We start from the raw sequence: 23,930 nt of genomic DNA on the forward strand, positions 1-23,930 counted from the left end.
AGTGTTCTAACCCTGTTTCTCACTCACGACCGGCCCGGAAGCAGCCGGAGACGTGGTCGTCGACCATGCCGGTGGCCTGCATCAGCGCGTAGCACGTGGTCGGCCCGAGGAAGACGAACCCGCGCTTCTTCAGCTCCTTGGCCATCGCCTTGGACTCGTCCGTGATGGCCGGGACGTCGGCCATGGTGCGAGGACGGCGATGAGAAGCAGGCGCGAACGACCACAGCAGGTCGTCCAGTGGCGTGTCCAGCGCGGCGATCGCCTGCGCGTTCTTGATCGCCGCCAGGATCTTCGCCCGGTTCCGCACGATCGACGCGTCCTGCATCAGCCGTTCGACGTCGGCGTCGCCGAACTTCGCCACCTTCGCCGGCTTGAACTGCTTGAACGCCTTCCGGAAGCCCTCCCGCTTGCGCAGGATCGTGATCCACGAAAGCCCCGACTGGAACGACTCGAGGCACAGCCGCTCGTACAGCTCGTCCCGGCCGTGGAGCGGGACGCCCCACTCCTCGTCGTGGTAGGCGACGTAGTCCGGCGTCGAATTGCCCCAGCTGCACCGCGCGACGCCGTCGGCGCCGACAAGCTCACTCATCCCCACCCACCGAATAGTCCTCCGCGAACCGCGCGAACCGCCGCAGCGACAGGCGCACCCCCAGCGCGAACGCCGGCCGCACGACCGGCCAGCCGAGCCGGCCCAGCGGCCCGAACGGCAGCCGCAGGTGCTCGGCCCAGACGAACGTCGAACGCTGCGCGCCCTTCGGCACCACCTGGAACGTGCCCGTGCCCTGCACGACGCTGCCGAGGTGGCGGACCGCGCACCGCACCGGCGGCTCCCAGCTGGTGATCTCCATCGTGTCCGTGAACCCGAGGCCGGCCAGCCCGGTGAACGCCGAGATCCGCGAGCCGACGCTGCGGCCGTTGCCCTCGACGACCTCGACCTCGGTGCCGAGCATCCATTCGCCCTGGCGCGTCCAGTCCGTGAGCGCGAGCCAGGTCGTCCCGGCCGGCGCGCGGACGTCGACCGACAGGATCAGGTCCGTCACTGAGCGCCTTCCGGCGAGCTCTCCCGCTCGCGTTCGCGCTGCTCCAGCTCGGCGACCCGGGTGCGCAGCTCGTCGAGCTCGACCCCGAGGCGGCGCATCACCCAGTCCACTTCGGACATCTTGTAGCCGCGCAGCACCAGCTGGAACCGGACCTCGGTCAGGTCCTCGCCGGTGATGTCCTCGGCGGGCAGCCGCGTCGGCGAACTGCCCGGCGGCAGCGGGGCGAGCTCCTCACCCCGGCCGAACACGACCGCGGCGAGCAGGAACACCACGGCGGCCACCAGCAGCATGACTACGAGGTAGATCAGCGCGGTCGTCACGCGACGATCGTGGCATACCCGCCCCACGATCGTCTCGCGAGCACGACGAGCCGCAGCGAAAGCAGCACCCAGGCGACCATCAACAGGACGCACGGGACGCTCAGGAACAGCCGCGAAACGTCGACGAGGCCGGTCGAGCCGATCACCAGCCCGACCGAGGCCAGGTTGATGCCGACGGCCAGCGCGATCAGGGCGCCGCAGAACCGGGCGAGCCGGACGGCGTCGAGCCGGCGCGACAGCCACCGGATGCCGACCAGGGCGAGCACGCCGATCACCGGCACGACGAACACGGCGCCGTGCGTGGCGTGCGCGATCACGCGGTACCACTCCGGCGTCGGCGTCGACAGCTTCGTCCATTCGCCGAAGGTCAGGATCCGGGCGTAGTCCCAGGAGATTTGCATGAGCGGGACGCCGATGACGAGCTTCCACAGCGTCCGGACGCCGCTGAGCATGCCGAGCTCGGCCTGGTAGTCGCGGGCGACGACGGCCGCCGGGCCGAAGTCGGCGACCGCGCGGCGCTCGGCGTCGGTGTCGCTCCAGCCGCCCGCGCGGTAGGCGTCGGCGGCGTCGTGCAGCCCGTCGCGGGCCTCTTCCAGCAGGTCGGCCTTGAACTTGCCGCAGCCGTGCAGTCTGCGGTCCAGGTCCCCCAGGTATTCGTCGATCATGTCCCCAGCACTCCCCCGATGACCGTGGTGAACTCCCGCCACTCGGCGCGTTCGGCAGCCAAAGCCTGCTCTCCGGAGCGGGTGAGGCGGTAGGTCCGGCGCTTGCGGCCGGACACGACGTCCCATTCGCTGGCCAGCCAGCCGGCCCGCTCCAGCCGGCGCAGCGCCGGGTAGACGGTGCCGGTGGGCAGGTCGAGCGCGCCGTCGCTGCGCAGCTGGAGCGCCTCGATGATCGCGTAGCCGTGCAGCTTGCGGCCGTCGAGCACGGCCAGCAGCAACGCGTCGAGGTGGCCGCGCAGGGAGTCCGCCTTCATGGGTACGCAGTCTACACGTCGCCTTGCTACATGTAGGCAGGCTATGTGTAGCCTGGCTACATGAACGCACTCCCGGTCGCGAGACTCCAGTTCGCGACGACGACTTCGTTCCATTTCCTGTTCGTGCTGCTCACCCTGGGGTTGGTCACGCTGGTGGCCGTGATGCAGACGCGGTGGACGCTCGGCGGCAAGCCGGAACTGCTGCGGATGACGCGCTTCTGGGGCCGCCTCTACGTCATCAACTACGCGCTCGGGATCGTCACCGGCATCGTGATGGAGTTCCAGTTCGGGCTCACGTGGACCGGGCTGTCCACCTTCGCCGGCGACGTCTTCGGGGCGCCGCTGGCCATCGAGACGCTGGTCGCGTTCTTCCTCGAGTCGACGTTCCTCGGCCTGTGGATCTTCGGCTTCGGGCGGATGAACAAGTGGCTGCACCTGGCGCTGCTGTGGCTGGTGACGCTGACCGCGTACGCGTCGGCGCTGTTCATCATGCTGGCCAACTCGTTCCTGCAGAACCCGGTCGGCAGCCGGCTCGACGGCGGCACGCTGCACCTCGACGACTTCGGCGCGCTGTTCTCGAACCCGGCGCTGGTCGCGTCGCTGCCGCACGTGCTCAGCGCCGCGCTGGTGACCGGCGGGTTCTTCGTCGTCGGCGTCAGCGCGTGGCACTTCCTCAAGCGCACCGACGAGATCGAGTTCTTCCGCCGCTCGATGCGGATCGGGGTCGTGGCGGCGCTCGTCGGCTCGATCTTCGTCGTCAACCAGGGCTTCGCGCAGTTCGGCGAGCTGAAGGTGTACCAACCGGACAAGCTCGACGAGAGCGCGGTCGGCGCACCGCTCGGCGCCATGATCGGTCTCGGGTTCGTCATGTTCCTCTTCGCGATCCTCGGCACGCTGCTGCTCTTCCGGAACTGGCTCACCCAAGCGCGGTTCCTGCACTACCTGATGGTCGCGGCGATCCCGTTGCCCTTCGTCGCGGCGATCATGGGCTGGCTGGTGCGCGAACTCGGCCGTCAGCCGTGGCTGGTCTGGGGGAAGCTGCGCACCGCGGACGCGATCGCGGGCGTCCCGGCGGGCCAGATCCTGTTCTCCTTCATCGCCTTTTCCGTGCTGTTCGCCGCGCTCGCGGTCGCCGACTGGGTGCTCATGGCGCGCGTCGCCAAGCGCGGCCCGGACCCGGTCGACGAGCCCGCCGAACTGCCCGTCCTGAGCGGAGTCTGACCGATGGTGACCTTCTGGTGGTGCGTGCTCGGCCTGCTGACCTGCGGGTACTTCGCGCTGGCCGGCTACGACTACGGCGTGGGCATGCTGCTGCCCGCGTTCGAGGCCGACGAGCGGAAGCGGCGGCAGACGCTCGGCGCGCTCGGGCCGTTCTTCCTGGCCAACGAGGTGTGGCTGGTGGCCGCGGTCGGCCTGCTCTTCGGCGCGTTCCCGCACCTGGAGGGCAAGGTGTTCAGCGGGGCGTACGTCCTGGTCGTGACGCTGCTGCTCGGCCTGGTCACGTTCACGGCGTCGATGCAGCTGCGCAGCCGCCGCCCGGACGCGCGGCGCGGCGCCTGGACGGCCGGCATCGTCGGCGGCGCGCTGGTGACGGCGCTGTCGTGGGGCCTGTTCCTCGGCAACCTCGTGCTCGGGCTGCCGCCGATCGCCGACGTGCTCGCGTTCTTCGACCCGTACGCGGTGCTGTGGGGGCTCGGGTTCGTCGCGTTGTTCTGCTTGCAGGGCGCGGCGTTCCTCGCGGTCCGGGCCCCGGCGGAGCTGACCGGCCGCGCGGTGCGGCTCGCGCGTTCGTTCACCGCGCCCGTGTTCGCGTTCCTCGTGATCGCGACGGGCTGGGGGTTCTTCGCGCTGGACGGCGTCACGGCGCTCGGCGCGGGTGTGGCCGCGCTGGCGTTCGGGTCCTTCGGCGTCTGCTGGCTGGGGTTGCGGCTCCGGCGGTACCGGGTGGCGCTCGCCGGGTCGATGGTGCTGTCGGCGTGCCCGGCGTTGCTGGCCGGGACGCTGCGCTTCCCGACGGTGCTGGTGTCGTCGGGATCGTCGCTGACGGTCGGCGACGCGGCGACGGCGTCCGGGACGTTCACGCTCCTGGGCTGGTTCGCCGTGCCGGCGCTGCTGGTGCTCCTGGTGGTGCAGTGGCTGACCTGGCGCGCGCACCGGCACCCCGTCGACCAGCGCTCGCTGCTGCACTTCTAGGAGTTCCCGTGCCTGCTCTACCTGGACTCCGGCGGTACTTGGCCGCGCTGGCCGCGCTCGGGGTGCTGTCCGCTGTCGCGGTGCTGCTCCAAGCCGAAGGGCTGGCGACGCTGCTCACCGGCGGCGGGTTATCGGCGTTCCTCGTCTTGGCCGTTCTCGGGCGGGTCGTGCTCACCTGGGGCCAGGGTGTCCTCAGTGGACGGTTCGCGGCCGGGGTGCGCGGCGGTCTCCGGCGGCGCCTGCTCGACTCGGTTTCGGACCGCGCCGGCGTCGTCGCGACACAGGTCACGCGGGGTGTCGACGCGACGGACGGCTACCTGACGGGGTACCTGCCGTCGCTGGTCGTCTCGGTGGTGGTGCCGATCGCGGTGGTCGTGCGGCTGTTCACGACGGACCTGGTGTCGGCGCTGGTCGTGACGGCGACGCTGCCGCTGATCCCGGTGTTCGCGATCCTCGTCGGGAAGCACACGGCCGCACGGACTTCGCGGCAGTGGTCGTTGCTGCTGAAGCTGGGCGGGCACTTCCTCGACGTCGTGCGCGGGCTCGGGACGCTGCGGGTCTTCGGACGGGCAGCTGCCCAGGCTTCGCAGGTCCGCGCGATGGCAGCCGCGCACGCCGACGCGACTTTGAAGACGCTGCGGGTGGCGTTCCTGTCGTCGTTGGTGCTGGAGCTGGTCGCGACGCTGTCGGTCGCGTTGGTGGCGGTGCCGATCGGGTTCCGGCTGCTGTCCGGTTCTCTCGACGCCCGGACGGCGTTGCTGATCTTGGTGCTGGCACCGGAGGCGTACTTGCCGCTGCGCGCGGCGGGCGCGAAGTTCCACGCGGCGGCCGAGGGGTTGACGGCGTTGCGGGAGGCTCTTGCGGTGCCGGTGGTTTCGCCGCGCTCGGCCGTCTCTACCCGGCGGCGGGGTGCGCCTTCGGTGGTCTTCGAGCGGGTTTCTGTTCTCTATGATGGTGTTCCGGCTTTGTCCGAAGTAGACTTTTCGGTTCCTGCTGGTTCGCGGGTAGCTCTGGTCGGGCCCAGTGCGGCGGGGAAGAGCACGGTGCTGGCTGTCCTGCTGGGGTTCGTGACGCCGGTCTCGGGGCGGGTGCTCGTGGACGGTGTGGACCTGCGTTCCTTGTCTCCCGCGGATTGGCTGGCGGACGTCGCCTGGGTGCCGCAGCGGCCGACGTTGTTCCGGGGATCCTTGGCGTCGAACATCTCCCTGGGCTCGTCGGCCGACGTTCCCGCGGCGGCCCGGGCGGCCGCGCTCGACTCGGTGGCCGCGGGGCTGCCGTCGGGTTACGCCACTCAGGTGGGCGAGTTGGGCGAGGTGCTGTCGGCGGGGCAGCGTCAGCGGGTCGGGTTGGCCCGGGCGCTGGCGCGGACTTCGGCGGGGTTGGTGCTGTTGGACGAGCCGACGGCCCGGCTGGATTCCCGCACGGAGTCGGCGGTGCTGTCGGCCACGCGGCGGTTGCTGCCGGGGCGCACGGCGGTGCTGGTCGCGCACCGGCCGGCGATGGTTTCGCTGGCGGACCGGGTGATCGAGCTGCGCGATGGCCGGGTCGGCGCGGAGGTGGCGGCTTGATGGGTTTGTCAAATTTCTTGTCCACAGGGGAGCAGCAAGCGCCGGCCCGCCTCGGCGCCGCGATCAGCGGCTGGATCGACACCAGCACAGCCACCCCGACGGCGATCGCGGTGGACGGCAGATCACTGCGCGGCACCTTCGCCCGCGCCGGAGTCCACCTCCTGTCCGCAGTAACTCATCAGAGCGGGATCGAGCCGGTTCAGCAGCAGGTCACCACCGGGACCACCTCGATGCAGCCGCTGCCGAACCTCCCCGACCTCGCCGGCGCCCTGCACACCACCCGCGGTCTGGCCCGCTACTTCGCTCGCCGCGACGCGCACTACGTGTTGACCGTCAAAGCGATCCAGCACCGGCTCAGCGCGCTGCTGCTCCGGCCCCAGCCCGCAGGCACCGGCCATCAGCGCCGATACCGGCACCTCGAGAACCGGCTGCGCCGGGTTCGCGACACCACCCCGCCGCTCACCCTCTACGGAATCACCCTATGACCAGCACAAAAGACTTTGTCAGAACCCTGCCGGGAAGGGTGGGGGCTGCCTTGGGGGTCTGGGGCTCCTCCCCCAAAGACGTCTTCCGGCTTCTCCGCGCCGCGCTCCTCGGGGCCGGCGCCGAACTCGCCGCCCTCGCGCTCATGGCCACTGCCGCGTGGCTGCTCCTCCGCGCCGCGGAACAGCCTCCGCTCGGCGCCCTGACCGTTGCCATCGTCGGCGTCCGGACCCTCGCCCTGCTCCGCGGCGGGCTCCGGTACGCCGAACGGCTCGCCGGGCACGAAGTCGTCCTGCGGTGGCTCGGTTCGCTCCGGACTCGCGTCTACCAAGCGCTCGTGCCGGGCGGCCGGTTCTCCGGCGGCGACCTCGTCACCCGGCTCGTGTCCGATGTGGACTCCCTGCAGGACGCCGTCCTGCGGTGGCTGCTGCCCGCGGGTGTCGCCGGGCTGGTCGGGACCACCGCCGTCGGGGTTACCGCCACCGCGTCGGCACCGGCCGCGGCGGTGCTGGCGGGCGGGCTGCTCGTCGCTGGCGTCCTGGTGCCGTGGCTGGTCGTCCGGGTCACCCGGCAGGCCGCCGCCGGGGATGCGGCGAATCGGACCGAACTCGCCGAGCGCGCTGTCGAACTCGTGACCGGGCGCCGCGAACTCGTCGCCGCCGGTGCGCTCGACGACCACCGTGACCAAGCGACCGCGGTGGTCGACGAGATCGCCGCGAACGATCGGAATGCGTCGGTCCGGACTGCCGCGCTCACCGCCGCCGGGACGCTCGTCCACCTGATCACCACCGTCGCCGTCGCCGTGCTCTGCCACGCCTCCGCGCCGTGGACCGCCGCCCTCGCCCTCGCCGCCTTGACGAGCTTCGAGGTCGTCCTCCCGCTCATCGGGGCGGCTCGGCGGGTCCCCGAGATCCAGGCGTCGGCCGCGCGCGTCAAGGCCGTTCTCGAAACGCCCGCGCCCACCCAAGGCACCCGGCGAGTCCAAAATGGACACCTGAAGCTCGAGAACGCCGGTGTCCGGCATCCGGGTAGAGCGCCCGCGTTGCAGCGCATCGACCTCGACCTGCCGCCCGGCAAGCGCGTCGGGATCCTCGGCCCCAGCGGCGCCGGGAAGACGACCCTCCTGCGGCTCCTCCTCGGCAGCGAGACCCCGACGGACGGTCAAGTCCTCCTCGACGGCTGTCCGCTCACCGAGTACGCGGACTTATCAAAGATCATCTCGGGCGCCGAAGCCGACGCGCACGTCTTCCACACGACCGTCCGCGAAAACCTGCTGCTCGCCAAACCGGACGCGACCGACGACGAGCTGACCGAAGCCTGCGCGACCGCCGGTCTCGACCTCGGGCTGGACCGCGAGACCGGCCCGGACGGCGACGCGCTCTCCGGCGGTCAACGGCAGCGGCTGATCCTCGCCCGGGCCGTCCTCGCGGCCCCGGAGGTGCTGGTCCTCGACGAGCCGGTCGAAGGCCTCGATCCCGCCCACGGCGACGCCGTCCTCGCAAAAGTCCTGGCGAAAGCAAAGGGCACGGTCGTCCTCGTCACCCACCGGCCCGAGCACCTGGCCGGCTTCGACGAGGTCCTCACCCTCGAGGACGGGCGAGCACGTCCCGCATCGGCGGCCGGTCGGCGACCCGGACCTCCGTGACGTCCGGCAGCCACTCCTCGTCGACCTGCACGAACTGGGTGAACGGCGCGTCCGCGGCCGGGACGCCGCAGCGGTCCAGCGCCGTGCCCAGGATCTGCCGGGACATCACACCCAGCTGCCGCAGCGACCGGTTCCGGTGCTTGCGGACGCCCAGGTTGACCTGCGCAAGCCCGTCGAGGCCGTAGCGCGCCTCGGCGTCGAGCAGCAGCCCGATCTCGACGCCGTAGCCGGCCGCGAACGGCACCGACCCGAGGAACTCGCGCGTCCCCGCGTACTCGCCGCCGAGGGGCTGGACCAGCCCGCCGAGCGCCGGGCGCAGCGCCGAGAGCACCGGCCGCGCGAGCAGCTCCGTGACGCGGCCGCCGCCGGTGCTCTCCAGCCGCAGCGGGCGCCGGTAGAAGCCCTTGACCAGGTGGACGCCGCTTTCGGTGACCAGCGGGCCGAGCAGCGACGGCACGAACGCCGGGTCCGGGTCGACCAGGTCGGAGTCGAGGAACACGACGAGGTCGCCGCTGGTCGCGGCCAGCGAGCGCCACAGCACCTCGCCCTTGCCGGGCACCGGCGGCAGGTCCGGCAGGACGTCCTCGCGGCGCACCACGCGGGCGCCGGCGGCTTCGGCGGTCTTCACGGTGGCGTCGGTCGAGCCCGAGTCCATGACGATCAGCTCGTCGACGACACTCCCGACGAGGGGACGGACCGACGCGACGACGTCGCCGACGGTCCGCTCTTCGTCCAGCGCCGGTAGCACGACCGAAACCGTCCGGTCACCCTTCGCGGTCACGATGTCCCCGGGCGTCCACCCGGGCTCCTGCCACGTACGCCGCTCGAACCAACTCACGGGTAACGATCGTGCCATGCTGGTGGCACCGCACCCGAGGAGGAGGACCACTTGATCGCGCTGCTTGTCCGGTTCGTGCTGGGCCCGCTGGCCAGGGCGGTGTACCGGCCCGAGGTGCGGGGCGTGGAGAACGTGCCCGCCGACGGCCCGGTGCTGCTGGCCGCCAACCACCGCGCCGCGCTCGACACCGGCGTGATCACGTTCGCGACGCCGCGGCAGGTCAAGTTCCTCGGCAAGGCGGAGTACTTCACCGGCAAGGGCCTCAAGGGCAAGCTGATGGCCGGGTTCGTCGGCGGCCTCGGCTACATCCCGGTCGAGCGCGGCAACGCCCAGGCCGGGCTCGCCGCGCTGGAGGCGGCCCGCAAGGTGCTCGACGCGGGCGGGGTGTTCGCGATCTACCCCGAGGGCACGCGCTCGTTGGACGGCCGGCTCCACCGGGGCCACACGGGCGTCGCGGCGCTGGCGCTGGCGACGGGCGCGAAGGTGGTCCCGGTGGCGCTGACCGGCACGGAAGGTCTCCAGCCCGGCGGCGCGCGCGTTCCGCGTCTGGCCAAGATCGGCATCACGTTCGGCAAGCCCCTCGACTTTTCGCGGTACGAGGGGCAGGACTACGCGCCGGCGATCCGCCGGTCGGTGACCGACGAGGTCATGTACGCGATCTTGGAGATCTCCGGGCAGGAGTACGTGGACACCTACCACAAGCGGCCGAGCGAGGGCGTCGCCTGACTCACCAGGGCACCGGGCCCTCGTCGTCGACGAAGGTGCCCGTCGGGCCGTCCGCTCCGATCGTCGCCATCCCGACCGCCGCGACCGCGCCCTGCGCCGGCGTCCGGAACCCGGCGTGGCCGTTCAGGTCCGTCGCGCAGTAGCCCGGGCAGACGGCGTTGACCAGGATGCCGTCGCCGCGCAACTCCCTCGCGTACTGCAGCGTCAACGACGTCAACGCCGTCTTCGAGGGGGTGTAGCCCGCGGAGATCGGCAGCTGCGCGTCCGGATCGGCGTTCCTGGCCAGTGACGCGCCGCTGCTGGAGACGTTGACGATCCGCGGCGCGGCCGACCGGCGCAGCAGCGGCAGCAGGGCGTTCGTCACCGTGATGACGCCGAAGAAGTTCGTCTCGAAGATCGTGCGCAGCGTGCCGAGGTCGGCGGTGCTCGGGCTCTGGTGCGCCAGGTCGGTGCCCGGCGGGCGCGCGACGGCGGCGTTGTTGACCAGGACGTCGAGCCGGCCGTAGCGCTCTTCGAGGCGTGACGCGGCCGCGGTGACCGACGCCGGGTCGGTCACGTCGAGGACCACCGAATCCGTGCCCAGCTCCGCGGCTGCCTTTTCGCCGAGCTCCGCGCTGCGGGCGCCGATGACGACGGTGTGCCCGAGAGCGGCGAGCCGCGCGGCGATCTCACGGCCGATGCCCTTGTTCGCGCCGGTGACCAAAGTGATGTCGTTCATGGCTCCAGCACACCAGCGCGGGGTTCACGCGAGCCAACACCGATGCCGCATCGGCCGATACTCTGGCGGTATGGAGACGCGGGAGCTCGCTTACTTCGTCGCCGTCGCCGAGGAGCTGCACTTCGGCCGCGCGGCCCAGCGGCTCGGCATCGCCCAGCCCCCGCTGTCCCGCGCGATCCAGCAGCTCGAACGCCGCATGGGCGTGCCGCTGCTGAACCGCACGAGCCGCGGCGTGAGCCTGACACCCGCGGGCGCGGTTTTCCTTGCGGAGAGCCGCAAAGCGCTCGACGCGGTGGACGCCGCGGTCCGCCGGGCGCAGCGCGCGGGGCAGGAGGCGCCGAAGCTGCTCGTGGCGATGAAACCGGACGGCGACGCCGGTCTGCTCGAGCGGATCCTCCCCGGTTACCGGGCCGACCCGGACGCGATCGAGGTCGAGGTCGTCGTGGGCGGGGTCGGCGAGCAGTCCCGCATGCTGCGCGACGGCCGCGTCGACCTGGCGTTCCTGCACGGCCCGCACGACGACACCGCCGGGTTCGACACCGAGCTGCTGCTGGAGCAGGACCAGGTGGCGATGCTCGCGCGCGGGCACCGCCTGGCCGGCCGGTCGGCGCTGGTCCTGGCCGACCTCGATGGCGAGCCGTTCCCGCGGTGGCCGGGCAGCGAGGTGCAGGGGCCCGAGGTGCGGGACGCGGGGCAGCTGCTCCAGCTGGTGGCGCTGGGCCAGGTGGTCGCGGTGGTCCCGGAGTCGGCCCGCCGCCACGTGCGGGCGGACGTCGTGTGCGTGCCGGTGCTCGACGCGCCCCGGACGTCGGTGCTGCTGGCGTGGCCGGACCGGACACGCTCGCGGGCGGTGGCCGCGTTCGTCCGCGCGAGCACCGACGTCAGATCCCCGGCGGTTCCGCAGCCCACTTCGGCGGGGCCGGCGGCTCGTACGTCTCGAACGCGTCCAGCAGCGCCGCCGGGTCCGCGTCCGCCATCAACAGCTTCCGGTAGTCCGCCTTGACGAACCCCTCCGTCACCATGTGGTCGGCGAACGCCAGCAGCGGCCCGTAGTACCCGTCGACGTCGACCAAGCCGATCGGCTTGCCGTGCAGGCCGAGCTGCGCCCACGTCCAGACCTCGAACAGCTCCTCCAGCGTGCCCGCGCCGCCCGGCAACGCCAGGAAACCGTCGGACAGCGCCGCCATCTTGGCCTTGCGCTCGTGCATGTCCTTCACGACGTGCAGCTCGGACAACCCCGCGTGCGAGATCTCCACCGACGACAGCGCCTCCGGGATCACGCCGATCACCTCGCCGCCCGCCGCCAAAGCCGCGTCCGCGACCACGCCCATCGTGCCGACGCTCGCGCCGCCGTACACCAGGCCGATGCCGCGCTGGGCCAGGAGCTTGCCCAGCGCCGCCGCCTGCTCGGCGTAGCGCGGGGAGAACCCCATCGACGAACCGCAGAACACGCAGATCCGGCTCATCAGTGGGTGTCCTCCCACGCCTGGTAGGACTCCTGGACCACGCGGACGGCGTCGTCGATGTCGTCGGTGACGTGCAGCAGGTCCAGGTCGTGCGGGCTGATCTTGCCCTCGGCCATGACCGAGTTCTTGATCCAGTCGTACAGGCCGCCCCAGTACGCGCTGCCGAACAGCACCACCGGGAACTTCGTGACCTTCTTGGTCTGCACCAGCGTCAGCGCCTCGAACAGCTCGTCGAGCGTGCCGAAGCCGCCGGGGAGGCAGATGAAGGCCTGCGAATACTTGATGAACATCGTCTTGCGGGCGAAGAAGTACCGGAAGTTGACGCCGAGGTCGACCCACGGGTTCAGGCCCTGCTCGAACGGCAGCTCGATGCCCAGCCCGACGGAGAAGCCGCCGGCCTCGGCCGCACCGCGGTTGACCGCCTCCATCGCGCCCGGGCCGCCGCCGGTCATCACGGCGAAGCCGGCGTTGGCCAGCGCGCCGCCGATCTTGCGGCCGAGCTCGTACTCCGGGTTGTCGCGCTTGGTGCGGGCCGAGCCGAACACGGTGACCGCGCGCGGGACCTCGGCGAGCGCGCCGAAGCCCTCGACGAACTCGGCCTGGATCCGCAGGACGCGCCACGGGTCGGTGTGCACCCAGTCGCTCGGGCCGCGCGAGTCCAGGAGCCGCTGGTCGGTGGTGCTGCCCTGGTCGCGGCGGTCGCGGCGCAGCACGACCGGGCCCTTGTGCCGCTCCACCGGGCGTTCGGGGTACTGGCCGTCCGGCCATTCAGACTGTTCGCTCACTTCCCCATGCTACGGCCTGGCCGCCAGTGAAAATGCGAGCAGCGCCGTGGAGGTGAAGTCGATGGCGGGCTCGTTGCTGGGCCATGAACTGAGGTCGTCGGCGTAGCGACTTCCCTGGCCGTCGAAGGATTCATACGGACGGGTGCATTCCTTCGCGCCCGCCGGGAACGGCAGATCGGCGAAGTTGTCCGCGCCGTTCGGGCCGTTGACGACCGCGCCGTACAGCACTTTCGAAGGTCCGGCGAGGTTCGCGGCCTGGTGGTGCGGGCACTGCGGGAACGTCGTGCCGACGCCGACCACGAGCGACACCCCCCAGGCGTTCGCGCCGAGCGTGAAGTCACGTTGTTGCGCGCCGAAGGCGGCGTAGCGGGTGTCACCGGTGACGCGCTGGTAGAGCCGCGCGGTCGCGGCGAAGCCGAAGCTCTTGCTGGCGGCGTCGAAGTCGGTGAGGTCGACCGCCGTCCGGAATGGACTCTTCTTCGCCTGGTCGACACCCGCGTCCAGCTGACGGCGGAGGTCCGCGGCCAGCTCCCGGACGCCGAGCGCGGCGCCGGGGACGCCGGTGCGCAGCAGCCCGGCGAGGTCGGCGTGGGCCAGAGCGCTGGTGTCGTAGAGGTTCAACGTGCTCGTGTCGTCGCTGCCGATGTACGCCTTCGCCCACTTCGCCGCGTCGCGGGCCCAGCCGTTCGCGCGGGGGTCACCCAGCTTGCGCGCGGCCAGCGCGAGCTGCGTCGCACCGAGTTCCAGGTCGTCTTCCCAGGACGACTCCGGGTAGTAGGCGTGCGGGAACGCGCTGACCAGCTCGCCGACGTCCGCCGTCTTGGCCTGGGCGAACACCGACGCGGCCTCGGCCAGGTAGTGCCGGGCCAGGCGCGGGTCGCGGTGAGCCTGCACCTGCGCGCCGAGCGCGAACGCGGCGGCGACGCGGCCGGCGAGGTTCGGCGACAGCGGCGCGCCCGCCGGGCCGGCCGGGAACACCGGGCGGTACTTGACGAAGTACGCGGGGTCGCCGGGCTTGACGTCGAGCGCGTCGTCGTCCTGGGGGTTGCGCCAGACGTCGTGGTCGCCGAGGAAGCCGAACTCCTCGCTGCCGGTGCCGATGCCGACCTGGGCGTAGAGCGTCCTGGTCCGGCCGTCCCACATCTTGTCGAGCCAGTCGAGCCCGAACCGGACTTCCTTCGCCAGCACCGGATCGGGGTCCTCGCGCAGCACGAAACCGAGTTCGGCCAGCGAATACGCGGTGTTGGACGTGAACTTGACGAAGTCGCCGGCGTCGACCCAGCCGCCTTCGACGTCGACCGGGCCGCCCTGCGGCTTCAGCGGTTCGACGATCTCGTCGCCGCCCTCGCCCGCGAACTTCGGCTCGGCGTAGACGGTGGCTTTCGTGTCGGCGAGGTGCGACGGCTTGCGGTCGAGGCGGCCGGGGACGACGTCGTGGCCGTCGCGCTGGGCCTGGAAGAACTCGGTCGTGGCGCGCACGAGCGGGCGGAACAGCCGTCTCGCGGTGTCGATCCGAAACGGCGGCGACGTCGCTCCCGCGGCCTTGACGCGGTAGGTGCCCGGACGGTCCAGAGTGGACAGATCGAGGTCGAAGACGTTCGGGTAGCGCGTGTTCCAGGCACCGAGGCTCGCGCCGGTGCGGCCCTCCCGGACGGCGCGGCCGCGCTCGTCGACGACCGTGAACTTCCCCGCGGCGCCGCCGAGCAGGTATGCGTGCTTCGCCTCGCCGAGAGCGTAGCCGACTTGGTCGACGCGCACCTCGGCCGGCGTCGCGGCTTCGGCCGGGGTGGCGGCGAGGGGCACGGCGAGCGCGGCCGCCGTCGCGAGGGGAAGCAGGCGCATGATCGGCCTCCGCTTTGTTAGGAAAGTTTCCTATTTAACGCTAGCCTGGCGACGGCTCGGGCGTCAATATGTCCGTTTCCGCGACTTCACGGGCGATGACCTACCGTGGGGAGATGACCGAACCGCTCGGCGCGCGGATCCGGCGGCTGCGCACCGACCGGGGGTGGACCCAGCGCGAGCTGGCCGAGCCGGGGTACGACCGGGGTTTCCTCGCGAAGGTCGAGACGGGCAGCCGTCCGCCGTCGGAGGAGATGCTGGGCTACCTGGCGCGACGGCTCGGGCTGACCGTCGACGAGCTGCGGTTCGGCCGGCCGCCGGGCATCGCCGAGGACCTGCGCGCGGCGCTCGACGAGGGGTACCGCGACCTCGAACAGGGCCGGGTCGCGGCGGCGGAAGAGCGGTTCGCGACGGTGGCGCGGCAGGCCGCGGGTTACCACCTCGACGACGTCGAGTGCTACGCGCGGTTCTGCCAGGCCGAGGTGAAGTGGCAGCTCTTCGACGTCGCGGGCGCGCAGAAGGAGCTGGAGCACGCTTCGGAGCTGGAGGAGGCGGCGCCGCCGTGGCTGCGGGCGATGATCGTGCACCGCTGGTCGGGCTGCCGGTACCTGAGCGGCGACGCCGGGACGGCGATCGCGCGCGTCGAGTCGGCGCTGACTTCGCCCGACCTCGACGCCGACGCCGAGTTGTGCCTGCTCAGCGCGTTGATCCACCCGTTGATGGAGATGGGCGGGCTGCACCGGGCCGAGCGTGCGGCACTCGACGGCGTCCGGCTGACGCGGGTGGCTTCGCGGCCGGACTTCGTGGCGCGGTTCCACCGGCAGGCGTCGCAGGTGTGGCAGGCGATCGGGCAGTCCGGCCGGGCGGAGCAGGACCTGATCGAGGCGTGCCGGCTGTTCGCTTCGGTGGGGTTCGACCGCGACGCGGCCCGTTGCCGGTGGGCGCGGGGGTACTTGCTGCGCCGGCTGGGGCGGTTGGAGGAGGCACGCGCGGAGCTGACGGCGGCGCGCGACCAGCTGGCGGCGATCGGTTCGGAGGAGGGTGTCGCGGGGGCGACGGTCGAGCTGGCCGAGGTCCTGCTCCGCCAGGGGGCGACCGAGGAGGCGGCTTCGCTGGTGTCGGAGGTGTGGCCGCTGCTGGCGCACGACGTGGAGGGACTGGGGGAAGCGACGGGGTTGCGCGGGCAGATCGCGCAGGCCGAGGGGGACCTGGAGACGGCGACGTGGCTGTTGCGCGAGGCGGCGGAGATCCAGACGGGGGCGTCGCTGCACGGGGCGGCGGTTTCGACGGCGCTGCGGCTGGGTGACGTGCTCCGACAACGTGGTCATCTGGCGGAGGCCATCGAGGCGTACCGGCGCGGCCTCGACTCGGCGGCGGGCGGCGAGGGATAGGAGGCCGGGCGGCGAGCCCACTCGGGCAACGCCCACCCCACCCCTTGACGCCGGACCACTGGGCTCAGTGGTCCGGACCAAACCGAACTCCCTACCAAAGTTGGTGAATTGGTTCAGACCAGTCGCCAACCCCGCCGCTTCCTGCGGTTTCGTCCGCACAGCCGTGATCTTCACCCCGCCCCGCTAGGCCGTTCGGCCCATTGACCAGCACACGAGCGGAACCTTTACTCGGACGCGTCCGGCGCAATAACAGTAGTTATTCCGCCGGTCACACTCCCCGCGTTCCCCGGAAAGGTGCCCCATGAGATCCCCACGAGGGCTGGCGGCGATCGCCGGCCTGGCCCTGACCTTCGCGACCGCGCCGGCGATCCCGGCCGCCGCCGCACCCGCGCCCGCCGCCCCTCCCGAAGCGCTCGCCGCCCAGGCCGCCGACCAGGCCGCGCTCAACGGTGTCGACCGGCTTGCCAAGGGCCCCGGCGAAACCTTCGTCCGCACCGGCGTCACCCCCGGTGGCGGCGGCCTCTACTACGCCTCCTACCAGCGCACCTACCACGGCCTGCCGGTCGTCGGCGGGGACGCCGTCGTCGTCGCCGACGGGGCCGGCCGGGTTCGCGGTACCGAAGCCGCCCGCACCGCGCCCATCGCAGTGCCGACCCAGGCCACGCTCAACGCCGATCAAGCGAGCAAGATCGCCGCGAGCAAGGTGTCCACAGTAGACAGCACCACACAACCGAAGCTCGTCGTCCTCGCGGGAGACTCCCCGAAGCTCGCCTACGAAGTCGTCGTCTCCGGGCACAACCAAGCCCATCCGACCAAGCTGCACGTCTTCGTCGACAGCGCGACCGGCAAGGTCCTCGACACCCGCGACGACATCCGCGAAGCCGGCACCGGCAACTCCTACTACGCCGGCCAGGTCTCCATCGACACCTCCGGCTCCGGCAGCTCCTACTCGATGACCGACCCCGCCCGCCGCGGCATCGCCTGCGGCCGCGAGGGCGGCTCGATCTTCACCAAGAGCAGCAACACCTGGGGCAACGGCTCCGGCACCGACCTGGAAACCGCCTGCGTCGACGCGCTCTACAGCGTCCAGACCGAGTGGAAGATGCTCGGCGAGTGGCTGGGCCGCAACGGCATCGACGGCGCCGGCGGCGGCTTCCGCGCCAGCGTCGGCCTCAACGACGTCAACGCCTACTGGGACGGCTCCTCCACCCACTTCGGGCACTCGCAGGACAACCGCCGCCAGGCGACGCCGATGGACGTCGTCGGGCACGAGTTCGGGCACGCCATCTTCCAGACCACCCCGGGCGGCGCCGGCTCCGGCAACGAAAACGGCGGGCTCAACGAGTCCACCGGCGACATCTTCGGCGCGCTGACCGAGTTCTACGCCAACAACCCCAAGGACACGCCGGACTTCTCCGTCGGCGAAGGCGTCAACCTCGTCGGCCAGGGCCCGATCCGGTACATGGACCAGCCGTCGAAGGTCGGCGACCCGAACTGCTACTCGGCGTCGATCCCCAGCACCGAGGTGCACGCCGCCGCGGGCCCGCAGAACCACTGGTTCTACCTGCTTTCCCAGGGCAGTGCCGCCAGCCCGACGTGCAACAACTCCACCGTCACCGGCGTCGGCATCCAGAAGGCCGGCAAGATCTTCTACAACGGCCTGCTGAAGAAGACCTCGTCGTGGAACCACCGCGCGGCCCGCAAGGCCACGCTGGAAGCCGCGATCGCGCTCTTCCCGGGCAGCTGCACCGAGTTCGCCGCCACCAAGGCCGCGTGGGACGCCGTGAGCGTCCCGGCCGTCAGCGGTGAGCCGACCTGCAGCGGCCAGCCGCCCGCGGGCAACGACTACTCGCTGACGCTCTCGCCGACGTCCGCGTCCGTCCAACCCGGACAGACCGCGACGACGACCATCACCACGCGGGTCACCTCGGGCAACGCCCAGACCGTCCAGCTGCTGGCCACGGGCCTGCCCGAGGGCGCGAAGGCGACGATCAGCCCGGCGAGCGTCCAGTCCGGCGGCACCGCGACGCTGACCATCACCACCTCGGCGACCACGCCGAACGGCACCAGCCAGGTGACGGTCACCGGCGACGGCACCGAAGCCGACCACACCGCGCAGTTCTCCCTCACCGTCGGCACCGGCACCCCGCCGACCGGCTGCGACGGCCTCGCCGAGTGGGACTCCGCGAAGGCGTACGTCCCCAACGACGTCGTCGGCCACAACGGTCACAAGTGGACGTCCACGTGGTACTCGACCGGTGCCGAGCCCGGCGCGCCCGGCTCGTGGGCCGTGTGGAGCGACGCCGGCGCCTGCTGATCCCGGCCGCGCGGCGGCGGGCGACTCCCCCGCCGCCGCGCGGCCTACCCTGAACCGGTGGAAGGGCGACCCGAGTGAGCGACAGCGTCGGCGAACGCCTGCGTGAGCTGCGCACCGAGCGCGGGCTCACGCAGCGCGAACTGGCCGGACCGCAGTACTCGGCGGCGTACGTGTCGTCGGTGGAGACCGGCGCGCGGACGCCGTCGGGCGATGCGCTGCGGTTCTTCGCCCAGCAGCTGGGCATCGACCCGGACGAGCTGCTCGGCGGCAGCTCCCCGCGCGAGCTGATCGAGCTCGACCTCGAACTGATCGAGACGGCGGAACGGTTCCTGGCAGGCGACGCCCGCCGCGCGGTCCCGCGGATGCAGCGGATCCGGCGCCAGGCCGAACGCCTCGACCGGCCGCGGCAGGCCGGGATCGCGTTGCTGTGGCTGGCCGGGTACTCGACCGGCGACGTCCGCACGAAGTACGTCGCGGAGGCTGAAACGACGTTGTCGGGCGAGCCGCCGCCGGTGCGGGCGATGGTCGTGCCGCTGCGCGCGGCGGTGCTGTCCGGCTGGGGCGAGGCGCAGTATTCCTTGCACCTGCTGGAAACCTGCCACGCGGAGCTGCTGCGCGACGGGTACCCGCAGCCGTCGATGCTGCTGACGCTGCGGGCGTGCCTAGCTGAACGGCACCTGCGCCAGGGCGACCTGGAACGGGCCGCGGAGTACGCCGAGTCGGCGCTGCGGCTCGCCAGGGGCGGCCCGGCCGTGCTGGCCGAGCTGACCCGCAGCCACCTCGAGGTGTGCCGCAGCCACCTGGCCGCCGACCGGTTCGCCGACGCGACCGCGTCGATCACCGCGGCCTACGACCTGATGCAGGAACGGGCGCTGCACCCGGCGATGGCGCACTGCCTGCTGGCCAGGGCCCGGATCCGCGGCCGCGCGGGTGACGTCGAGGGCGCGCTGGCCGACCTCGGCGCGGCGCGGGAGACGGCGTGGCCGGACGACGTCCCGGCGATCACCGTCGAGCTGGCGGCCGAGTACCTGGCGGCGGGCCGGCTGCAGACGGCGTCGGCGCTGCTGGACCAGGTCCGCCCGGCCGTCGTCGCGGGCACGGCGCTGGCGGCGGAACTGCGGCTGCAGCTGGGGTCGCTGGCGCGGGCGCGCGGCGACGCCCGTGGCGCGGCGGAGTATCTGCGGGCGGCGGTCGAGCTCGCCACCGGGCTCGGCGCGCGCGGTGTGCTGGTGCGCGCGTTGCGGCCGTTGAGCGAGCTGCTCGGCGAGATCGGGAAGCAGGAAGAGGCCGCCGACGTGCTGCGGAACGGCCTGATCGCGCTGGGCGCCGAAACCGGCTGACATCGTTTTCCTGAGCAATACTAACGATTCCCGATGATCGAGATCGTCCGGCGTTCGGATGGTGTCCGGGACAGTCCCTACGAAAGTCGTTCCGGTGCGGAATGCGTGGCGAATCCCCTGCACGGGCGGGCTTTGTACGAATTGACCGGCGAATCCGGAACGCGGTGTTGGTCCGTTCGGCGCATTGACGCCCGGAACCGCTGATCCTTTACTCGGATGCGTCCGGACGCATACCTCCTGTTAGTCCCCGGGACACGTCCCCTTTTTCCTTCACCGCACCCATCCTTCGTGGAAGGAAGACCTCGATGACCCATCGTGGGTTCAGAACGGGCTTGGCGGCCGCCGCCGGGCTCGCCATGTCGCTCGCGCTGCCGGTGACCCCGGCGAGCGCGGCCCCGGCGGCCCAGCCCGCCGCCCCGGACGTCGCCGCGGCTCGCGCGGCCGACCAGGCCGCCGCTTCCGGGCTCGACGCCCTCAAGCGGGGCCCGGCCGAGTCGTTCCAGCGCATCGGCCTCACGGCCGGTGGCGGTGGCCTCTTCTACGGCGCCTACCAGCGCACCTACCAGGGCCTCCGGGTCGTGGGCGGGGACGCGGTCGTCGTCGCCGACGGGGCCGGGCGTGTGCGCGGCACCAGCGCCGCCGAGACCGCGCCGATCACCGTCGGCACGCGGGTGACGCTGGACGCCGCGAAGGCCGCGGCCACCGCGCGCGCTCAACTGCCCACTGTGGACAGTGTGAGCACGCCGGAGACGGTCGTGCTGGCCGGAGCGAACCCGAAGCTCGCGTACGAGGTCGTCGTCGCCGGGCGCACCGCCACGGCGCCGAGCAACCTGCACGTGTTCGTCGACGCGGCGACCGGCGCGGTCCTGGACAAGCGGGACGACGTCCGGGTGTTCGCCTCCGGGGCGAAGGGCCAGGCCCAGCCGGCCGCGGTGAACGTCGTGGGCACCGGCAACAGCTACTACGTCGGCCAGGTCTCCATCGACACCACGCAGTCCGGCAGCACCTACACGCTGCGCGACCCCGCCCGCACCGGTCTCAGCTGCGGCCGCGAAGGCGGGTCCGTCTACAGTGGATCGGACAACACCTGGGGCAACGGCTCCGGCACCGACCTGGAAACCGCCTGCGTCGACACGCTGTTCGGGTCCCAGACCGAGTGGAAGATGCTCGGCGAGTGGCTGGGCCGCAACGGCATCAACGGCAACGGCGGCGGCTACCCGGCGTCGGTGGGCCTGTCCGACGTCAACGCCTATTGGAACGGATCGTCGACGCACTTCGGCCACTCGCAGGACAACCAGCGCCAGGCCACGTCGATCGACGTCGTCGCCCACGAGTACGGGCACGCCATCTTCCAGACCACCCCGGGTGGCGCGGGTTCCGGCAACGAGAACGGCGGCCTCAACGAGTCCACCGGCGACATCTTCGGCGCGCTGACCGAGGCGTACGCGAACAACGCCAAGGACCGGCCGGACTACGAGGTCGGCGAGGGCGTCAACCTGGTCGGCCAGGGCCCGATCCGCTACATGTACCAGCCGTCCAAGGTCGGCGACCCGAACTGCTACTCGTCGTCGATCCCGAGCACCGAGGTGCACGCGGCCGCCGGCCCGCAGAACCACTGGTTCTACCTGCTCGCCGAGGGCTCGAACCCGGGTGGCGGCAAGCCGACCAGCCCGACCTGCAACAGCTCGACCGTCACCGGCATCGGCATCCAGAAGGCCGGCAAGATCTTCTACAACGGCCTGCTGAAGAAGACCTCGTCGTGGAACCACCGCGCGGCCCGCAAGGCCACGCTCGAAGCCGCGATCGCGCTCTTCCCCGGCAGCTGCACCGAGTACAACGCCACCAAGGCCGCGTGGGACGCCATCTCCGTGCCGACGGTCAGCGGTGAGCCGACTTCGTGCAGCGGCGGCGGGCCGGACTTCTCCGTCGCGCTGAACCCGGCTTCGGGTTCCGTGCAGCCGGGCGCCTCGGCGACCACCACCATCAGCACCGCGATCACCTCCGGCGCGGCGCAGTCGATCACGCTGTCCGCCTCGGGCCTGCCCGCCGGCGCGACCGCGACGTTCAACCCGGCGACGATCCAGTCCGGTGGCAGCTCGACGCTGACCATCGCGACGACCTCGTCGACCCCGACCGGCAGCTACCCGATCACCATCACCGCCGACGGGGCCAGCACCGACCACACGGCGTCGTACACGCTGGGCGTCGGGACCACGGGCTCGTGCGCCCCGGTGACCAACTCGACGCGGCTGAACATCCCGGACTACCCGGCGAGCGCGGTCAACAGCCCCAACACCGTCGGCGGCTGCGCGCGCAACGCGTCCAACGCCACCAAGGTCGAGGTGCACATCACCCACACCTACCGCGGTGACCTGGTCCTCGACCTGGTCGCGCCGGACGGCACCGCCTACCGGCTGAAGAACTCCAGCAGCGACTCCACCCCGAACATCGACACCACCTACACCGTCAACGCTTCTTCGGAAGCCGCGAACGGCGCGTGGCAGCTCCGCATCCGAGACGTCGGCCCCGCCGACACCGGTTACCTGTCCACCTGGACGTTGACCGTGTAGCACTCCCCACCCCGTGAAGGCCGCACCAGCCCGGTGCGGCCTTCACGGTCGTTCTCCCCAACCCCCACCGAAGGAACTCACCGCCATGAAGTGGAAGACCAGATTCGGAGCCGGGGTCACCGCCCTGGCCGCCGTCTTGGGCGTCGTTTCCGTGCCCGCGGCGACCGCCGCGCCCGCCACGGCGCTCGCCGCGCCGGACATCTCGCTGGCCAACATCAAGACCCACCTCAACCAGCTGCAGACCATCGCGAACAACAACGGCGGCACGCGGTCGCCGCGCGGCGGTGGCTACGCGGCGTCGGTGTCCTATGTGGAAAACCTGCTCAGGAACGCCGGCTACACCACGACCCGCCAGACCTGCACCAGCTGCATCGGGCAGTCGCAGAACCTGATCGCCGAGTGGCCGCAGGGTGACGCGAGCCAGGTCATCATGCTCGGCGCGCACCTCGACTCCGTCAGCGCCGGCCCCGGCATCAACGACAACGGCTCCGGCAGCGCGTCGATCCTCGAGGTCGCCCTGACGCTGGCCCGCACCAACCCGGCGATGGCCAAGCGCGTCCGGTTCGGCTGGTGGGCCGACGAGGAGTCCGGCCTGGTCGGCTCCAAGTACTACGTCAACAACCTGCCGAGCAGCGAGCGCACGAAGATCAAGACGTACCTCAACTTCGACATGATCGGCTCGAAGAACTGGGGCTACTTCGTCTACGACGACGTCGCTTCGGTCAAGGCGGTCTTCGACGAGTACTTCTCGTCCATCGGCATCCAGACCGAGGGCGACAGCGAAGGCGACGGCCGCTCCGACCACGCGTCCTTCAAGAGCGCGGGCATCCCGGTCGGCGGCCTGGCCACCGGCGCCGGCGACATCAAGAGCTCGGCGCAGGCGCAGAAGTGGGGCGGCACGGCGAACTCGCCGTTCGACAACTGCTACCACCGCGCCTGCGACACGACGGCCAACATCCCGGACACCCCGCTGGAGAAGAACTCCGACGCCATCGGGTACGCGCTCTGGAAGCTCGCCGTCGCGACGACGACGGGCAACGACTACTCCGTCGCGCTCAACCCCACGGCCGGGACTGTCCAACCGGGACAGTCGCTGCAGGTCGCGGTGAACACCACGACGACGTCGGGCAGCGCGCAGTCCATCTCGCTGTCGGCTTCGGGCCTGCCCGCGGGGGCGACGGCGTCGTTCAGCCCGGCCACCATCTCCTCGGGCGGGTCGTCGACACTGACGATCTCGACTTCCTCGTCGACGCCGACCGGCACGTTCCCGGTCACCGTGACGGCCGACGGCGCGAACGTCGACCACACGGCGTCGTTCTCGCTGGGCGTCGGGACGTCGTCGTGCGCGCCGGTGACCAACGGGACGCGGCTGAACATCCCGGACTACCCGGCCGCCGCGGTGAACAGCCCGGCGACCGTCGGCGGCTGCGCGCGCAACGCGTCCGGCACCACGAAGGTCGAGGTGCACATCACCCACACCTACCGCGGTGACCTGGTCATCGACCTGGTCGCCCCGGACGGCACGGCGTACCGGCTGAAGAACTCGAGCAGCGACTCGACGCCGAACCTCGACACCACCTACACCGTCAACGCTTCCTCGGAGGCCGCGAACGGGGCCTGGCAGCTGCGGATCCGGGACGTCGGCCCGGCCGACACCGGTTACCTGTCCTCCTGGACGCTGACCGTCTGAACCCCGGGGGCGGCACTTTCAC

Annotated in this window: 21 protein-coding genes and 1 pseudogene; 12 read left to right on the forward strand and 10 right to left on the reverse strand. The window is 71.5% G+C overall.

Features of this window, described 5'->3' with window-relative positions; genetic code table 11:
- Positions 1 to 19: 19 nt before the first annotated feature.
- Genes ACIQWX_RS00380 through ACIQWX_RS00400 form a run of 5 tightly spaced genes read right to left on the reverse strand, consistent with a single transcriptional unit; the run spans position 20 to position 2,339 of the window.
- Positions 20 to 589 (reverse strand): DNA-3-methyladenine glycosylase I, encoded by a 570-nt coding sequence (locus tag ACIQWX_RS00380; protein WP_400863559.1) that lies wholly within the window; start codon positions 587 to 589, stop codon positions 20 to 22.
- Positions 582 to 1,040 (reverse strand): SRPBCC family protein, encoded by a 459-nt coding sequence (locus ACIQWX_RS00385; RefSeq protein ID WP_400863562.1) that lies wholly within the window; start codon positions 1,038 to 1,040, stop codon positions 582 to 584. The genes ACIQWX_RS00380 and ACIQWX_RS00385 overlap by 8 nt, the downstream gene beginning before the upstream one ends.
- On the reverse strand, positions 1,037 to 1,360 hold the full coding sequence (locus ACIQWX_RS00390; protein WP_086681665.1) for a DivIVA domain-containing protein: 324 nt from the start codon (positions 1,358 to 1,360) through the stop codon (positions 1,037 to 1,039). The genes ACIQWX_RS00385 and ACIQWX_RS00390 overlap by 4 nt, the downstream gene beginning before the upstream one ends.
- Positions 1,357 to 2,025, reverse strand: a complete 669-nt coding sequence (locus ACIQWX_RS00395; protein ID WP_400863565.1) for a permease prefix domain 1-containing protein — start codon at positions 2,023 to 2,025, stop codon at positions 1,357 to 1,359. The genes ACIQWX_RS00390 and ACIQWX_RS00395 overlap by 4 nt, the downstream gene beginning before the upstream one ends.
- Complete coding sequence (locus ACIQWX_RS00400; RefSeq protein WP_400863567.1) at positions 2,022 to 2,339, reverse strand: helix-turn-helix transcriptional regulator; 318 nt, start codon at positions 2,337 to 2,339, stop codon at positions 2,022 to 2,024. The genes ACIQWX_RS00395 and ACIQWX_RS00400 overlap by 4 nt, the downstream gene beginning before the upstream one ends.
- A gap of 60 nt (positions 2,340 to 2,399) precedes the next feature.
- Here ACIQWX_RS00400 and ACIQWX_RS00405 point away from each other — a divergent pair, with 60 nt between their 5' ends.
- From ACIQWX_RS00405 to cydC, 5 genes are read left to right on the forward strand one after another with little or no spacing between them, the layout of a single operon-like run.
- Positions 2,400 to 3,560 carry a cytochrome ubiquinol oxidase subunit I gene (locus ACIQWX_RS00405; RefSeq protein WP_400863570.1) on the forward strand — a complete coding sequence of 387 codons (1,161 nt, stop codon included), beginning with the start codon at positions 2,400 to 2,402 and terminating at the stop codon, positions 3,558 to 3,560.
- A gap of 3 nt (positions 3,561 to 3,563) precedes the next feature.
- A complete protein-coding gene (locus tag ACIQWX_RS00410; protein WP_400863573.1) occupies positions 3,564 to 4,532 on the forward strand; it encodes a cytochrome d ubiquinol oxidase subunit II in 969 nt (322 codons plus the stop codon).
- 8 nt (positions 4,533 to 4,540) lie between these two features.
- Positions 4,541 to 6,100, forward strand: a complete 1,560-nt coding sequence (gene cydD, locus ACIQWX_RS00415) for a thiol reductant ABC exporter subunit CydD (protein ID WP_400863576.1) — start codon at positions 4,541 to 4,543, stop codon at positions 6,098 to 6,100.
- Positions 6,100 to 6,585, forward strand: coding sequence for a hypothetical protein (locus ACIQWX_RS00420; RefSeq protein WP_400863578.1), 486 nt, complete (start codon positions 6,100 to 6,102; stop codon positions 6,583 to 6,585). The genes cydD and ACIQWX_RS00420 overlap by 1 nt, the downstream gene beginning before the upstream one ends.
- A 50-nt stretch (positions 6,586 to 6,635) precedes the next feature.
- On the forward strand, positions 6,636 to 8,228 hold the full coding sequence (gene cydC / locus ACIQWX_RS00425; RefSeq protein ID WP_400863581.1) for a thiol reductant ABC exporter subunit CydC: 1,593 nt from the start codon (positions 6,636 to 6,638) through the stop codon (positions 8,226 to 8,228).
- On the opposite strand, the gene ACIQWX_RS00430 is transcribed toward cydC, so the two are convergent.
- Positions 8,164 to 9,066 carry a glucosyl-3-phosphoglycerate synthase gene (locus ACIQWX_RS00430; RefSeq protein ID WP_400863583.1) on the reverse strand — a complete coding sequence of 301 codons (903 nt, stop codon included), beginning with the start codon at positions 9,064 to 9,066 and terminating at the stop codon, positions 8,164 to 8,166. The two genes, cydC and ACIQWX_RS00430, sit on opposite strands and share 65 nt — an antisense overlap.
- 51 nt (positions 9,067 to 9,117) lie before the next feature.
- Between ACIQWX_RS00430 and ACIQWX_RS00435 the strand changes: the two genes are divergently transcribed.
- Positions 9,118 to 9,792 (forward strand): lysophospholipid acyltransferase family protein, encoded by a 675-nt coding sequence (locus ACIQWX_RS00435; RefSeq protein WP_400863586.1) that lies wholly within the window; start codon positions 9,118 to 9,120, stop codon positions 9,790 to 9,792.
- A gap of 1 nt (position 9,793) precedes the next feature.
- Here the strand turns inward: ACIQWX_RS00435 and ACIQWX_RS00440 are convergent, their stop codons facing one another.
- A complete protein-coding gene (locus ACIQWX_RS00440) occupies positions 9,794 to 10,510 on the reverse strand; it encodes an SDR family oxidoreductase (RefSeq protein ID WP_400863589.1) in 717 nt (238 codons plus the stop codon).
- 70 nt (positions 10,511 to 10,580) lie between these two features.
- Here ACIQWX_RS00440 and ACIQWX_RS00445 point away from each other — a divergent pair.
- Positions 10,581 to 11,372 (forward strand): annotated as a pseudogene (locus tag ACIQWX_RS00445) (LysR family transcriptional regulator); the annotation flags it as partial.
- 19 nt (positions 11,373 to 11,391) lie between these two features.
- Here ACIQWX_RS00445 and ACIQWX_RS00450 read toward each other — a convergent pair.
- The 3 genes from ACIQWX_RS00450 to ACIQWX_RS00460 are packed head-to-tail and all read right to left on the reverse strand — an operon-like array spanning position 11,392 to position 14,603.
- Positions 11,392 to 11,976, reverse strand: a complete 585-nt coding sequence (locus ACIQWX_RS00450) for a TIGR00730 family Rossman fold protein (protein WP_400863591.1) — start codon at positions 11,974 to 11,976, stop codon at positions 11,392 to 11,394.
- The gene (locus tag ACIQWX_RS00455) at positions 11,976 to 12,761 is read right to left on the reverse strand and encodes a TIGR00730 family Rossman fold protein (RefSeq protein ID WP_160698159.1); all 786 of its coding nucleotides are present in this window, start codon (positions 12,759 to 12,761) and stop codon (positions 11,976 to 11,978) included. The genes ACIQWX_RS00450 and ACIQWX_RS00455 overlap by 1 nt, the downstream gene beginning before the upstream one ends.
- A 9-nt stretch (positions 12,762 to 12,770) precedes the next feature.
- A complete protein-coding gene (locus tag ACIQWX_RS00460) occupies positions 12,771 to 14,603 on the reverse strand; it encodes a glycoside hydrolase family 9 protein (RefSeq protein ID WP_400863594.1) in 1,833 nt (610 codons plus the stop codon).
- A gap of 95 nt (positions 14,604 to 14,698) precedes the next feature.
- Between ACIQWX_RS00460 and ACIQWX_RS00465 the strand changes: the two genes are divergently transcribed.
- The 5 genes from ACIQWX_RS00465 (at position 14,699) to ACIQWX_RS00485 (ending at position 23,908) form a co-directional block, all read left to right on the forward strand.
- The gene (locus ACIQWX_RS00465) at positions 14,699 to 15,991 is read left to right on the forward strand and encodes a helix-turn-helix domain-containing protein (RefSeq protein WP_400863597.1); all 1,293 of its coding nucleotides are present in this window, start codon (positions 14,699 to 14,701) and stop codon (positions 15,989 to 15,991) included.
- Positions 15,992 to 16,292: 301 nt separating this feature from the next.
- Positions 16,293 to 18,308: a M4 family metallopeptidase gene (locus ACIQWX_RS00470; protein ID WP_400863600.1), complete on the forward strand. Its 2,016-nt coding sequence runs from the start codon at positions 16,293 to 16,295 to the stop codon at positions 18,306 to 18,308.
- 74 nt (positions 18,309 to 18,382) lie between these two features.
- A complete protein-coding gene (locus ACIQWX_RS00475; protein WP_400863603.1) occupies positions 18,383 to 19,648 on the forward strand; it encodes a helix-turn-helix domain-containing protein in 1,266 nt (421 codons plus the stop codon).
- A gap of 305 nt (positions 19,649 to 19,953) precedes the next feature.
- Complete coding sequence (locus ACIQWX_RS00480) at positions 19,954 to 22,218, forward strand: M4 family metallopeptidase (RefSeq protein ID WP_400863606.1); 2,265 nt, start codon at positions 19,954 to 19,956, stop codon at positions 22,216 to 22,218.
- Between the two features lie 85 nt (positions 22,219 to 22,303).
- The gene (locus ACIQWX_RS00485; protein WP_400863609.1) at positions 22,304 to 23,908 is read left to right on the forward strand and encodes a M28 family metallopeptidase; all 1,605 of its coding nucleotides are present in this window, start codon (positions 22,304 to 22,306) and stop codon (positions 23,906 to 23,908) included.
- Positions 23,909 to 23,930 lie beyond the last annotated feature (22 nt).

This window comes from Amycolatopsis sp. NPDC098790 (assembly GCF_044759945.1).
Taxonomy (GTDB): Bacteria; Actinomycetota; Actinomycetes; order Mycobacteriales; family Pseudonocardiaceae; genus Amycolatopsis.